The sequence below is a fragment of the Paenibacillus gyeongsangnamensis genome, from assembly GCF_027533625.1.
In the GTDB taxonomy this organism is placed as follows: domain Bacteria; phylum Bacillota; class Bacilli; order Paenibacillales; family NBRC-103111; genus Paenibacillus_G; species Paenibacillus_G gyeongsangnamensis.
The window spans coordinates 1-13,560 of the sequence record NZ_JAQAGZ010000039.1; the positions used below are offsets into that span (position 1 = coordinate 1).

11 protein-coding genes and 4 pseudogenes are annotated in these 13,560 nt (G+C 44.0%); 11 read left to right on the forward strand and 4 right to left on the reverse strand.

The genetic code is table 11. From position 1 onward, the window contains the following. Nucleotides 1–425 precede the first annotated feature (425 nt). Nucleotides 426–908, forward strand: coding sequence for a DUF2975 domain-containing protein (locus tag O9H85_RS34970; RefSeq protein ID WP_269885986.1), 483 nt, complete (start codon nt 426–428; stop codon nt 906–908). Between the two features lie 10 nt (nt 909–918). After that, entirely contained in the window at nt 919–1,137 is a 219-nt protein-coding gene (locus O9H85_RS34975) for a helix-turn-helix domain-containing protein (RefSeq protein ID WP_028776701.1), read from the forward strand. Between the two features lie 124 nt (nt 1,138–1,261). On the opposite strand, the gene O9H85_RS34980 is transcribed toward O9H85_RS34975, so the two are convergent. Continuing rightward, complete coding sequence (locus tag O9H85_RS34980) at nt 1,262–1,750, reverse strand: CBO0543 family protein (protein WP_269885987.1); 489 nt, start codon at nt 1,748–1,750, stop codon at nt 1,262–1,264. A 730-nt stretch (nt 1,751–2,480) separates the two neighbouring features. Here O9H85_RS34980 and O9H85_RS34985 point away from each other — a divergent pair. The 7 genes and pseudogenes from O9H85_RS34985 to O9H85_RS35020 all read left to right on the forward strand — a co-directional run bounded on the left by O9H85_RS34985 (nt 2,481) and on the right by O9H85_RS35020 (nt 9,061). Next, a pseudogene (locus O9H85_RS34985) lies at nt 2,481–3,119 on the forward strand (YczE/YyaS/YitT family protein). Nucleotides 3,120–3,846: 727 nt separating this feature from the next. Then, nucleotides 3,847–4,380: pseudogene (locus O9H85_RS34990) on the forward strand (IS6 family transposase); the annotation flags it as partial. 254 nt (nt 4,381–4,634) lie between these two features. Then, nucleotides 4,635–6,242, forward strand: coding sequence for a gamma-glutamyltransferase family protein (locus tag O9H85_RS34995; RefSeq protein ID WP_269885988.1), 1,608 nt, complete (start codon nt 4,635–4,637; stop codon nt 6,240–6,242). A gap of 264 nt (nt 6,243–6,506) precedes the next feature. Continuing rightward, complete coding sequence (locus O9H85_RS35005) at nt 6,507–6,977, forward strand: glutathione peroxidase (protein WP_269885989.1); 471 nt, start codon at nt 6,507–6,509, stop codon at nt 6,975–6,977. Between the two features lie 204 nt (nt 6,978–7,181). Then, nucleotides 7,182–7,535: a DUF2691 family protein gene (locus tag O9H85_RS35010; RefSeq protein ID WP_269885990.1), complete on the forward strand. Its 354-nt coding sequence runs from the start codon at nt 7,182–7,184 to the stop codon at nt 7,533–7,535. Between the two features lie 810 nt (nt 7,536–8,345). Beyond that, nucleotides 8,346–8,570, forward strand: a complete 225-nt coding sequence (locus O9H85_RS35015; protein WP_269885991.1) for a hypothetical protein — start codon at nt 8,346–8,348, stop codon at nt 8,568–8,570. Between the two features lie 152 nt (nt 8,571–8,722). Beyond that, the gene (locus O9H85_RS35020) at nt 8,723–9,061 is read left to right on the forward strand and encodes a hypothetical protein (protein WP_269885992.1); all 339 of its coding nucleotides are present in this window, start codon (nt 8,723–8,725) and stop codon (nt 9,059–9,061) included. 757 nt (nt 9,062–9,818) lie between these two features. On the opposite strand, the gene O9H85_RS35025 is transcribed toward O9H85_RS35020, so the two are convergent. From O9H85_RS35025 to O9H85_RS38110, 3 genes and pseudogenes are all read right to left on the reverse strand, one after another. After that, nucleotides 9,819–9,980: a hypothetical protein gene (locus O9H85_RS35025; protein WP_269885993.1), complete on the reverse strand. Its 162-nt coding sequence runs from the start codon at nt 9,978–9,980 to the stop codon at nt 9,819–9,821. Between the two features lie 163 nt (nt 9,981–10,143). Beyond that, nucleotides 10,144–11,157, reverse strand: a complete 1,014-nt coding sequence (locus tag O9H85_RS35030; protein ID WP_333474309.1) for an NAD(P)-dependent oxidoreductase — start codon at nt 11,155–11,157, stop codon at nt 10,144–10,146. Between the two features lie 55 nt (nt 11,158–11,212). After that, nucleotides 11,213–11,347, reverse strand: a pseudogene (locus O9H85_RS38110) (DUF4158 domain-containing protein); the annotation flags it as partial. A 253-nt stretch (nt 11,348–11,600) separates the two neighbouring features. Between O9H85_RS38110 and O9H85_RS35035 the strand changes: the two are divergent. Then, entirely contained in the window at nt 11,601–12,368 is a 768-nt protein-coding gene (locus tag O9H85_RS35035) for an SDR family NAD(P)-dependent oxidoreductase (protein ID WP_269885995.1), read from the forward strand. 367 nt (nt 12,369–12,735) lie between these two features. Then, a pseudogene (locus O9H85_RS35040) lies at nt 12,736–13,253 on the forward strand (DUF2199 domain-containing protein). Nucleotides 13,254–13,560: the final 307 nt, after the last annotated feature.

The window sequence follows — 13,560 nt, forward strand, 5'->3', positions numbered from 1 at the left end:
GGGATGGTGAACCCCAAGGTAAGTGTGGAGTATGCGTGCAGAAGAATAACCCTTGGAGAAATGTTCCAGCACTTCTTCTGTTCCCGTATGCCCAAAATTGGGATAGCTATGTCTGATAAGCTCTCTCCTGAATAACATCTGCAAACCAAGGTGTTAAAATCCTGCGAATGAGTGAGTATATGTGAGATAAACCATTAAAACCGAGGGACGGGCAGTTTTGTTGAACAAGTTGTAAATTTAACATTTTAAAGTAAGAGCATTTCTTTGTAATGAGAAATGCTTTTTATTTTTGTCAAAATTAAAAGGATATTTCAATAACATAATAATATAATAAAAAACAATACTAATTTATTGTAAAACGATAAATCATATGCTAAAATCATGCATTAACGTTTCGGTAAAATTTAATTAACGAGGTGCTTTTTATGAAACAAGTTACGACATTGTTTTTAAAGCTAGCTGTTATTTTTATAGGAATCCCAGTTCTTGCATTGTGCATATTTTTGGTGCCTAAGATCGGGAATTTTGCTGGAGAATTGTATCCAGATATTGCTTATATGAAATCTCTCGTTTTAATCGATATGTACGCGGCAGCGATACCTTTTTACTTTGCTCTGTATCAAGCTTTTAAACTTTTAAGCTATATTGATAAGAACCAAGCGTTCTCGGAATTATCGGTAAAGGCTTTAAAGAATATAAAATACTGTGCCATCACGATCAGTACCTTGTACCTGCTAGGTATGCCACTCTACTATCTCATGGCGGAAAGAGTTGACCCTCCAGGCATCATACCAATTGGATTGGTCGTTATTTTCGCCTCTATGGTGATCGCCGTTTTTGCTGCTGTTCTCCAAAGACTTTTACAAGAAGCTATTAATATAAAATCAGAAAATGATTTAACGATCTGAGGTGAATATCATGGCGATTATCATCAATGTTGATGTGATGTTGGCAAAAAGGAAAATGAGCGTAACAGAACTTTCGGAGAGGGTTGGAATTACTATGGCGAATCTTTCCATTCTGAAAAATGGAAAAGCAAAAGCGGTTCGTTTTTCAACATTAGAAGCGATATGTAAGACTTTGGATTGTCAGCCAGGTGATATTTTGGAGTACAAAAGCGACGAAGACACTCAATAAAAACAGACAACTAATTTATTTAACGGGGTACGATAATTCAATTAACCGACATCATAAGCTACCGTGAGCTCGACCGGCAGCTTTATTGCGCTAACGTAAGTTCTAAATAATTGCGACGGGCGGATTACAAATAATCAAAGATCCACATGAATCCAATCGTAAATGGAATCGAAAGCAACAGTGCTACAGGCGTTTTTTTGTAATGGAGATAAAGCATTGGAAACATGATGATGTAGAAAATCACACTCCACCCCATGTTCCATCCCCTAAAATAATCCATGCGGTCGGTCAGGAAAAAAATGTACTCGGTGATAGAAAAGGCAATTATCCAAGCTGCCCAGTACAGAAATATGCGCCTCCACTGAAGAGGATGGTAGGATAAAAACAAAATGGTCATGGAAGGTTCTACGATAAAGATAATAATGATGTCCAGCATCTCTTGTGGGATAAGCGAGGACTTATACTTCCAAAGGGGGCTTGTTTTTACTATATAGCTGTAATGCAGGTTGAGCATCACTATATAGAGAATCGTGGGGTAAAACTCTCGCCACTTGGACCATTTTGCGTAACGCAAGGCAAGAAACAAAAGAATTCCAGTTAGTGAAAGATTCATTGTACACATGACCTCACATTACCGTAGTTACACCTCGGTGTAAATTTACGTTACTGCTTTCATTCTTTACATTTTGCATGATTCTAAACTCTGTTATAATAAGACAAGTTAACGGAGAACGATAGTTCAACCATAACAGGGAGCAGACCGATGCGGTGCTGCTCCCTGTTTATTGAAGTAACGGGCAGTTATGTATCAAAGATTGTTGTTCCAACACAAAGTATATAATTGAAAATATATAACCATAATTATTTAAAAGAGAAGGCTTTGAAGGAATGGTGGGTCGCTACCTTATGCGAAGCGAAATGACATGGAGAGATTTTTTTCGGTTCATTTTTAAAAGGTTCATCATCATTTTGTGTCTCACATTGATAATTAGTGCTATCCTGTATTTCCTTGGATTAGGTCCTAATCCTGCTGGCATTTTTATCGCTTTGGTAATAGTGTACCTTTTGTTACTTATGTTCAAATTATACTATCTCTATTTGTAAGTTATGTTCGGTGAACCGGTACCACCACTAGGTAAAAGTGCTGGTTACTACACTAACGGGTGACGATAGAGAAATGAGCAGATGGCTGCGGCTGTCTGTTTTTTCATTAGAACGGGCAGAATAGTACAAATTGCTTTTGAAATACCGGGTAATAATCTTTGAATTTCATAAATCTTGTACTTTTAGCCTTCTTCATCTAAATTAGATGGATATATATGATGTAGAGGTGAAGAGATGGCATATCGGCTATTACGGTATTTTATTTTTTTCTTGGTTTAACTTTCTTTGGATTAGGGAATGCGATTGCGGTGAAAGTTCAATCTTTGGGGCAGCATCCATGAGAGGTATTAAATGTCGCCCTTTTCCATCGGTTCGGGTTCACGATTGGGACGTGGAGTGTCATTTGCGGCTTAGTACTTGTGCTGATCGCCTTCGTCGTTGATAGGAAGTATATTAACATTGGTACGTTTCTAAATACCTTGTCAATCGGCCCGATCATGGATTTCTTTTTGCATCTCAACATTCTTCCTCATGAAACGGATCATTGGTGGTTGAATCTACTCATCTTGCTGATGGGTATTATCATATCCGGCATTGGCGGAGGCATCTATGTGGCTGCAGGAATCGGGGCCGGTCCTAGGGATGGTTTCATGCTATCCATTTCGGAAAAAACCGGGTTATCGGTCAGCCGGGCAAGAATCGTTGTCGAGAGTATCATATTGATTATCGGCTTCATCCTTGGCGGTCCAGTGTTTATTATGACGTTTGTATATACCTTTATTCAAAGCCCAATATTTCAATTTTCCATGAAGCTGATGCGTTCCTATATCGCTAGTCTGGATCGGAAGCATAAGGGACAATTTGAGATTCCTTTATAATTGGAAGGAGGATGCCCTTTATGGTCAACCTCCTTTTGTGGAATCCCCCGGGGAATAATCGACCAGAGAGGTACATAGAAGTACAGATTTGGGATGATAAGCCATTGACTCGATGGTTGCTAAACTAACGGGGTACGTTAGTTGAATGACACCAGCGGCAGTCTAAGACTTTATTTTTCAAGTCTTGGTCCGCCGCTGTTTCTTTTAATGGATCAGTCTAAAACTCATTTTTCAAAAGCTGACGATTTTTCAATTCAAAAACCGTGTCAAATCAACGACTCCAGTCTAATTCTTTATTTTCATCGAAACTTACTTTAAGTTACGTCACCTCTCTGATCGCAGAAAGAGACCCACATCAACGGGATGTGGGTCTTAATTTATATATTAAAAAGGGGGTCGAGTTTTATTATAGGCTCGGTTCATTAAAGCCACATGAAAATCAGTTTTCATGTTTATTACAAATGTCTGCGTAGCAGAGCTTCAGGTAGACATATTCACCAAAGCTGGTGTTTTGTGAAGTAGTCTATTTAAATTAACTTATTTTGGCCAGAGCATTATCTACTGCTTCTTTGGGTTACGCCAAAACCTGAGATTTACCAAGTGCTACCACGAACTGCATAAGTCATGATCAGCTATACACCATAACAGAATTGCCCATAAATTTTCACTATGGTGTATTGATTACCCATCCTATTTGAGAAGGTGTTATCATTGATTCATAAGGAAGCCAGAACTAGACAAGCGAATTCGTCCCTTTCTGAAACCGACCAATGATTCCTACCGAACGGATGAAACCTACATCAAAGTCAAAGGACAATGGAAATACCTTTACCGGGCAGTGGATTCAAACGGAAAAACGATTGATTTCATGCTTTCTGAGAATCGAGATGCTCCCGCGGCCAGACGATTTTTCAAGAAAGCGTTGACCTCGCCACACAATCAACCGCCGCGCGTGATCACCGTCGATAAAAATCCAGCTTACTCTATCGCAGTCCAACAATTGAAAGAAGAGAAAGCCATGAATCAAGAAACATTACTACGACAACAGAAATATCTAAACAATATAATTGAATAAGACCATCGATTCATAAAGAAAGTGATTAAATCAATGATGGGATTCAAGTCTTTTAATACTGCAGAGAAAACAATTGCCGGAATCGAAGTCATGCATATGATAAAGAAAGGGCAGGTCGAATGCATTCATTCGTCTGTCCTTTCTGCAGTACAATTAATCAATAAAATGTTTGGTTTAACAGCATAGTCAAACAATAATATGGCGACTATCTTTGATCCATTTTAATAGTTGCACCAAAACCCCATTCTTGACCATGATAAATAACAGAGACATCAATCTTTTTGTAATTGCGTAAGTTTCCCCAAAAAGGAGATTCATCATTTTCTGTCGAACTGGTGTTAGATGACGAGAACATTATCTCATGGATGGCGAAGTCGAGCTGCTGCCAACCGTGAAGCAACGGAGCCATCCAGCCTTGATTCAGGAGAGGAGAGCAAGGGATGAATTTCGAAACGCTATTTAACCCGTATCCTTCACAACGAATGACAACATTCGGACGGAAAGGGATGGTTGCAACGTCTCAGCCTCTGGCCGCCCAAGCGGGCCTCGACATTCTGAAGCGCGGCGGAAACGCGATTGATGCGGCCATCGCTGCGGCGGCATGTATGACGGTCGTTGAGCCGAACTCCAACAGCATCGGCGGCGATACGTTCGCCCTCGTGTGGACGGAAGGGAAGCTGCACGGGCTCAATGCGAGCGGACCTTCCCCCGCTTCGATTTCGGTCGAGAAGGTGAAGGCCGCAGGCATCGAACGAATCCCTACCTACGGGATGGTCCCCGTGACGGTTCCCGGAACTCCGGGCTCCTGGTGTGCTCTATCCGAGAGATTCGGCCGTCTTTCGCTGACGGAGGTGCTGGAGCCGGCGATCGATTATGCAGAGCATGGCTTTCCGGTGTCTCCGACGATCGCGAAATATTGGGAGCTGGGATTCAAGAATATCAGCAGCCTACAGGACGAATTGTATCAGCCCTGGCTGGATACCTTCGCACCGAATGGGCGAGCCCCCAGGGCGGGCGAAATTTGGCGTTCCAAGGATCATGCAAGGTCGCTGAAGTCGATCGCGGAGACGAAGGCGGAATCGTTTTACCGGGGGGAACTGGCTGACAAGATCGACTGCCACTTCCGCGAGCACGGCGGATACCTCTGGAAAGAGGATTTGGCGGCGTTTTATCCAGAGTGGGTCGAACCAATTCATGTCGCCTATAAAGGCTATGAGGTATGGGAAATCCCTCCTAACGGCCAAGGATTGATCGCATTGCTGGCCTTGAATATTTTGAAGGGCTTTGATTTTGCGGCGAAGGATTTGGTCGATACGTACCATAAACAGATCGAAGCGGTGAAGCTCGGTTTCGTTGACGGGCTTAAGTACATCACTGATCAGCGTAAGATGAACGTCTCCGTTCAAGAGCTACTGGCCGACAGCTACGCCGATGAAAGAAGGGCGCTCATCGGGAAGCATGCGATCATGCCGCAGCCGGGTGAGCCCCCCAAAGGCGGTACGGTTTATTTGGCCGCAGCCGACGAGGAAGGGAATATGGTGTCTTTGATTCAAAGCCATGCAGGAGACTTCGGTGCAGGTATTGTCGTTCCGGGGACCGGGATTTGCATGCAGAACCGAGGGACGGGATTCTCGCTGAGTCCGGAGCACTTGAATGTACTGGAGCCCGGCAAGAAGACGTTTCATACGATCATTCCCGGCTTTCTCACTAAGCAGGGCTGCCCGGTCGGACCATTCGGCGTCATGTGCGGATCCATTCAGCCCCAGGCGCATGTACAGATTCTTTTAAATACGATTGATTTCGGCCTGAACCCGCAGGCTAGCTTGGATGCGCCAAGATGGAGATGGCTCCGGGACAATATCATCGAAGTGGAACCCCAATTCCCGGATTATTTGGCTCAGGCGCTCGCCAGAAAAGGACATATTGTTCAAAGAGCATTGGATTCGGGGATGTTCGGTCGCGGTCAAATTATATGGAGAGACTCGGAGAGCGGCGTTCTGGCGGGTGGAACGGAACCGAGGGCGGACGGCGAAGTCGCTGCCTGGTAACACCCGGCGCTTGTGTCAAGTCTCAAACCAAGCACGAATCTATAGGCTTTTGCCTGAAGCCCGAAGCCGAATCTACACTGTCTTCATGGTGGCCACGTTCTTGGGGGGAGCGGACGGATCCTCGATCGGGGGCTACGCATGGAAAGTTTGGGGCTGGCAAGGAGTATGCGCAGCGGCGGAGTATTTACGCTGCTCGCTTATCTCATCTGTCTTCTTCACCGACTGCCCTATGGCAGGCCTTAAACAATAGGGAGGTGACTGAACATGAATGTATACGACTTCAAAGTAAAAACGGCGAGAGGCGAGCAGAGATCGTTGGCAGAATATCGCGGCAAAGTGCTTCTCATTGTAAATACGGCAACCCAATGCGGTCTGGCTCCTCAGTTTAAAGATTTGCAGCGGATGCATGAGAAGTATCAGAATGAAGGTTTAGCGATCCTTGGCTTCCCGTGCAATCAGTTCGCTGACCAAGAGCCGGTGAAGGACAGCGAGATGGCACAGACCTGTCAGCTCAACTTCGGCGTAACGTTCCCGCTACATGGCAAAATCAATGTGAATGGGCCGGACGCGGACCCGCTGTACAAGTATTTGAAGCAAGAGGCGCCTGGCTTTCTAGGCACCCGCATCAAGTGGAACTTCACGAAGTTTCTTGTTGATGCAGAGGGACGCGTAGTGAAGCGTTTCTCGCCGACGACGAAGCCGATGAAGATTGAAGCGCAGGAGAAAGCAAAATAAGCCGCACGCAGAATAAAAGGGAGCTTAAGCGCTAAGTGGCGCACGAGCCCTCATTGTCTATTATAGGTAACTGTGCGCGGCATTGTTCGTTGCACTAACGGATAACGAGAGCACGATAATTTTCACCACGAGGCTGCCGCGGAAACGATCGGTAACCTCGCTGCGTTTATGGGCAGAATGGTTGAATAATAAGGTAGGATATAAATGAAAAGAGGAATTAGTTTCGTGATTCCCAATGAGTACGGAAGTTTTCTTGGAGAGATTTTAGAGCCATTCGATATAACAGCATTCAATTGGTACATTGGGGGCGAGGAGTCATATTATGTGGATGACGGTACGTTAGGGGAGCCACTTTTCCCTGGAGAGATCAACGGGATGGACGGTGTACTTCTTAAAGGAATTTTAGAAAATAACAAGTATTATGTAATTTTCGCAAATTTAAAAGCTTATCCAAAAGAGAAGAATGTAATAGATATTCAAAAATACGAAGGGTTATTAAATAGCGACTGTCAGCTGGTGTCCGGCGACACAAACATAGGTGCTTTGAGATCCCCGTAAATTGGGGATTTTTTGTTTGAAAGCACATATGTTTGTGTCGCGAAGCCACGACACAAACATATGTGCATAATCGTTTTACGACACAAACATATGCGCATTATCGTGGATGAAAATGGTATCGGGTTATAGACATTATCTCATTCCCGACGGTTCTCTGTGAAGTGAAAGAGGAAGATAAAAGAAATCGTAGGTGCTTGGTCTAATGAATTAAGCTAACTGGCGGAAGAGTACTAAAAAGATTACGGATTGCCTTTACATATAAGTTAAATTCCAACGCAACCAACATAAACCCAAGATATGCCGCGGAAACGAACTACTTGACTCAAATCGCTCTTTCGGCCAATCGGCAGGCGAGTTATTCGTCGTCCCTTCGTATGACATGACTTGGCCGGGCAATGAAAAGAACATTTTGCTTGAAGGCAGGAAGCTGTAGATGGACCAGATACAGTTGGTAATAACTTATTTTGTCTTCAATTTGAACATAATTTTACAGTTGGAACATAAATGACGCAGGTTCTTTCCTTGACGGAACGGGCTTTTTTTTGCTTTTACATTCAAAATTTTATAAGCGGCCCGATTGAGTGTGGTTTTTTGACAATTGTAGCATCCATGTGACAGCACCATATCCGGGACATCGACATTACATATCTATTATTCTTATTTTGAGGGAGGTATGTCCAGAATGAAAGAATCGATAGACTCTGATTGGCCAGCACTTTGGACCCTCTAGGTGAGAGCTGGGAATCGATGTTGATAATTGGTTCAAGCTTACGACCTAACCGAAACTATTAAAGTTGTGGGGGTAAACATATGAATGTATTACGAAACTCCAAAATGGAGAAGATCGGAATCGGTAGTATTGTTAAGTCTACTGAGGAATTTAACGAGAAATGTAAGACCGAAGAACAGGATAGTGGTTACTATGTTCCGTTCAAAGGCGTTAAAGTTAAATACATAAGCGCGGGGTATGTAACTGTATTTGCTAACGGCTATGATAGAACCCACGACGTCAAATGGGTCGAACTGGATAAATAATATGAGTTGTCATATGAAACTTCGTTGAGTTTGAACATAAAAATCGTGGCCCGTGCCTGGTTACATTTTACTTCGCAGACTAAAGGTTCTGCGAAGTAAATGTACAAAATTAAAAAAACGCGATGATCTACGTGTCGGATGGTGATGACAAGATGCATTACGCCACTTTCACAGTATCTGGACGAAATATTTTTAATTTTGAGCAGAGTATGATAGAAAGTTTTAAGCATACCGACATTGATCAAGTCCCAGTATCTGCACTATCATTTCCATACACTTCGTTTTATATGAGTTTTGGAAAACAAGAGGACTTGGAGCTCTGGGGTGAAGGATATTACGTTGATGGGGCCTATATTACTGTATTACCAGGTTTCAAGTCCTTGCAAATAATACTATCCACTGTAAGAGATGATGTAGATTATAAAGATGAAACAAATTGGATCACAAACCCAGACCGATATTATTACCCGTCATTAAATTTTAGAGGATAGTGGTAAGTTAATCACAGATATCCTTGATGAAGCACTAAAGAAAGAACTAGAATCTAAAGATACAAGCAGTTTACCCGATTACTCCGATATTTACGAGATTGAAAGTAAAAAAGTATTTGCAATTGATGAAAAGAATAAGTCATCAAAACTGGAGATTGAAGAAATAAGCGACGGATTCAGAGTTTTCCAGGAAGCGATGAGAATAGTCGTTAATGGAATATGTTACATATCATCATATATGGATGATGTAGAGGAGCGCTGGCCGGAAGAGGCTCCCACGCAGCTTGTTGAGAAACTAAATCAACCTAGTAAGAAGAGTGTATAACAAAAAGCTAGAGCCGAGCTGCTGTAACTAGGATATACCAAAGTTAAATTCTGCGGTAAGAAGTTTATCAAGGAAAACGTAACCCTGATACCCTCTGGAGGAGGAGAAAAATCAGCTCACTGGAGAAGGGGACATTGGAGAAACCAAGCCCATGGTGAAGGATATATGCAGAGAAGGCTGATTTGGATTATGCCTATACTAATCCGGAAAGATAAATCCATCCCTGATCAAGGACACATCTATTCAGTTTAATGACGGAAGCGGAAGAAGCGGCGCCTACGGCCCCGAGCTGCACGCTGGAACGCGGAAACTGCTGTACGTAACAGACTCTGGATGATGATTACCCTCGAGCTAAGATTCATTCACAGACGATCATGCGGGAATCCACCCTTCCGCCCGCCGAGCAAACGACGAACCGGTCCACGTACTCAATCAGTTCACCGAATTGGCCATGAACCGCAGTCTGCGGATGATTCCCTTGTAATGGGCTCCAAGTTTCATTTCTTCGTATAAACCGTTAAAGTAACTGCCGACCAGACTGTCGCCGCTATAGCCATTTATTAATGACTCCTCTCTATAAGAATGTGCCGCCATACCTTGCAATCCTTAATGACCAATACCATTCAAGTTGTTGTCTTTATTACGGAGTTGATATTTATGGCGTGAAAAAAGACAAACCCAGCAGCCATAAGGGCTTCTGGGTTTGCATATGAGGACTCTAAATTCTCATAACATCCGGACGTGCGTTATTGCTTCGTCATCTCTTCTCATCGTTCCCTAATCCGGCCAACTCCTTTAATTGCAGGTAGATGGAAGCTACATCAAGGTCGCCTTTACCATTCGCATTCGCAGCTAGATAAGTATTAAGAACGGTAGCAACGACGGGCAGCGGCACATTATGGCGGATCGCTTCATCGGCCGCCAGCTTCAAGTCCTTGGCCATCAGCTTCAACGCAAACGCGGGAGGGAATTCTTCCTGAAGCAGCATCCCTTTCTTCATTTGAAAAAAGGGTGTATTCAAAGCAGACTCCGAAATCAATGCGGCAACTTGATCCTTGTTCAGGCCAAGCCCCGACGCCATAACAAGCGCTTCTGAAATCCCCTGCGTGATCATGGCCAAGAGCGAGTTAATTACGAGTTTAGCCGCACTGCCGTTGCCGACATCCCCAAAATGAATGGTCGATTTGCCCAGCACTCCGAACATCGGCTGGCAACGCTCCACAACATCCGCTTCTCCGCCAACAAGGATGACCAACTGTCCTTCTTGCGCCGGTTTCACCGAACCCGAGACGGGCGCATCCAGAAAATCTCCTCCGTGCTGATGCACCATTTCGGCAAATTTTCGCGTATCTCCCGGACCGATCGTGCTCATATTCACCACGGTCTTGCCTCGCAGCTCCGACGCCAGGATGCCATCGGGCATCGTAAGGAGCTGCTCAATGGCGGCTGCATCGGCGACCATCGTAACAATAACGTCCGAAAGCTCACAAACCTCACGCGGAGATTGAGCCCACTTCGCGCCCGCTTGAAGTAACGGCTCGGCCCTTTCCTTGGTACGATTATGTACGTAAACTTCATATCCCGCCCGAAGCAAATTTGCCGCCATCGGGTTCCCCATTGCACCTAAGCCAATCCAACCAACCGTTTGCATGACTAATCCCTCCATCTTCTGTAAACGATCCCTCCTTACGAAAGTTGGGTTCCTAAAGTATAATAATAAAAGCGTCATACAAAAACAAACCGACTGGTGTTTCAGCGGTTCGCGGGCCATACTATAGATCAGGAGGAAGATGAGAAATCTAAACTGAATAATAAAGTTATAGACTTCGCCGCTGCTGAATGATTTCAAGATCGTGCTGGGTAAAAGTGAAATAGGTGCCCAATTCCCATTCGACGAGATCAGATGGTATTTGCAAATATTGCAACCGTTCCTTAGGGCTTACCTGTTCTTCCGGAACCAATTTAACTGGCTTGGAAGGGTCGCGACGAACCTGGATTCCGTCACGGCCCACTCAAAAAAACGCTTCAGAGTTATAAGTCGCCGGTTTCAATTCCATCACTTTTTGCGCGGCTTCCTGGTATCGTGTTAATGTTGGAGTAGCCACATCTTCAATTCGAAATACAACCTCTTCCTCTTGGTGGTTGGCTGTTTCAAACCAGCTGATAAAATATTGAAGGATACTATTTGCAGTTATGTTAAGGAGGTCGAAGAGATTGAGTGTAGGTTTCGAGGGTAAGGTTGCGCTTGTAACGGGTGGAGCAAGTGGAATCGGCGCAGCCATTGTAAAGCGGTTTGCAGAACAGAAAGTGTCTGTTGTCATTGCCGACATCACGGAAAAAGGCTTCGAATTATCCGAACACTTGAAATCAAACGGTTATTCCGTCGAATTTATTCGCACGGATATTCGCTCTGCCAATGAGACGGAGGCCATGGTTTCTTATGCCGAGAAGGCCTTTTCCGGCCTGGACATCCTTATCAATTGCGCCGGAATCTTCCCCAGAGCCGAGCTGTTGGAAACGACCGAGGAGCTATGGAATAAAATTATGGATATCAATCTCAAGGGTACGTATCATTCGTGCCAGGCAGCCGTACCGGCATTGGTCAGACGGGGGGAAGGCGTGATTGTAAACATCGGCTCGCTGAATGCTTATGGCGGGGCTCCCAACCTGTTTGCCTATTCGACTTCGAAGGGCGGAGTCATGACGATGACCCTCAATCTGGCACGATCCCTGGCCAAACATAAAATCCGGGTCAATTGCGTCAATCCGGGATGGGTGGTTACCGAAGGTGAGAAGGAAGTACAGCGCGCGGAAGGACAGCCTGAAGGTTGGATTGAGGACGGAGGCCGGAAGTTGCCGCTTGGAAGGCTGCAAACCCCAGAAGATATTGCACCTGCTGTCTTGTTTCTCGCTTCCGGCCAAGCCAACCAGATTACCGGCCAAATCATATCGGTAGACGGAGGCTTAGGATTGTATTATTAGCGTTTGTCCATGGAACAGAACTTCTTCATAATGTTTTTTAAAAGAAAAAAAATTCATTGAGCCATCATCCAGTGTCGGATGACAAGAACATTATCTCATTAAAAGTCGCATAGAATGCGGCTTTTTCATTTTATGGGATAAAGTTCTTGTCATTTGGCGATGAGAAGAACTTTATCCCATTCCCGATTTTGACAAGAACATTATCTCATTTCCGACAGACCTTTGGAAAGGGATAATAAAAACCTATTCACAGTTCTAACTACTGAACGGGCAGCATTCCTCAATAAGCCGCGAATTGTTATGGTAAAATTGGTGGAGGTCGATAAATATGAGATTGAGTTGTGAATCAAACTATTGGAGGAACTGAATGAATAAAATCAAGGGATACACTTGTAGTTGCTGTGGTAAATTCCACGATGAGCTCCCAACAAGCTATGGAACCGTAGCTCCAGCTTATTACGAATTTGCCCCACCCGAGGAACGAGAAAAAGGTTTGAGCTAAGTGAAGACTTATGCGTCATGGACAATGAACATTTCTTTATTCGAGGATGTGTTGAACTTCCAATAATCGGGACTGATGAAGAATTCATTTGTGGCGTTTGGGTTTCGTTAAGTTAGGCTAATTTTAAGAAAGTAAAAGAACATTGGAATAATCCAGAATTATTAGAGCCAATGTTTGGATGGTTTTCTACTGCTTTGCCTTGTTATCCTGATACGTTAAACTTAAAGGCAAAGGTTCACCATAGAACAGATGGTACTAGACCATATATTGAGCTGGAACCGACAGAACACCCGCTGGCGGTAGAACTAAGAAATGGAATTACAATCGAACGTGTTCAACAAATAGCTGAAGAGTTATGTGTCAATAACAAGAGCAGTAATTAATGATAGTTCAAATTAACCGCCCTGTTTTCATTTTTAAGGAGAAATCAACATTACGGGTAACGATAGCTTAATAAAAAAAATTAAGACGCGGCTGCCGGCATCGATCGGCAGCCGCGTTACGCTAGTACGCCCAGCATGGGCGTCATCTTTAAAGGTGAAAGTCCTGAATGGGGGCTGGAGAGCACCTTAGCTGATTTTTTCGTGATTGTGTGTGGGAGTTCCTGATGATATTTTTTTCGTAGAATGTAAAGCTCATGTTCAACCTTATACTACGCGGCAGCATGCAAATCATTTATACAAATTATAT

What these genes read in the sequence shown, in the direction of transcription:
- O9H85_RS35020 (WP_269885992.1), top strand. Translation starts at nt 8,723, where the DNA reads ATGCATTACGCCACTTTCACAGTATCTGGACGAAATATTTTTAATTTT.
- O9H85_RS35030 (WP_333474309.1), bottom strand. Translation starts at nt 11,157, where the DNA reads ATGGCCCGCGAACCGCTGAAACACCAGTCGGTTTGTTTTTGTATGACG.
- O9H85_RS35015 (WP_269885991.1), top strand. Translation starts at nt 8,346, where the DNA reads ATGAATGTATTACGAAACTCCAAAATGGAGAAGATCGGAATCGGTAGT.
- O9H85_RS34995 (WP_269885988.1), top strand. Translation starts at nt 4,635, where the DNA reads ATGAATTTCGAAACGCTATTTAACCCGTATCCTTCACAACGAATGACA.
- O9H85_RS35025 (WP_269885993.1), bottom strand. Translation starts at nt 9,980, where the DNA reads ATGGCGGCACATTCTTATAGAGAGGAGTCATTAATAAATGGCTATAGC.
- O9H85_RS35005 (WP_269885989.1), top strand. Translation starts at nt 6,507, where the DNA reads ATGAATGTATACGACTTCAAAGTAAAAACGGCGAGAGGCGAGCAGAGA.
- O9H85_RS34980 (WP_269885987.1), bottom strand. Translation starts at nt 1,750, where the DNA reads ATGAATCTTTCACTAACTGGAATTCTTTTGTTTCTTGCCTTGCGTTAC.
- O9H85_RS34970 (WP_269885986.1), top strand. Translation starts at nt 426, where the DNA reads ATGAAACAAGTTACGACATTGTTTTTAAAGCTAGCTGTTATTTTTATA.
- O9H85_RS35010 (WP_269885990.1), top strand. Translation starts at nt 7,182, where the DNA reads ATGAAAAGAGGAATTAGTTTCGTGATTCCCAATGAGTACGGAAGTTTT.
- O9H85_RS34975 (WP_028776701.1), top strand. Translation starts at nt 919, where the DNA reads ATGGCGATTATCATCAATGTTGATGTGATGTTGGCAAAAAGGAAAATG.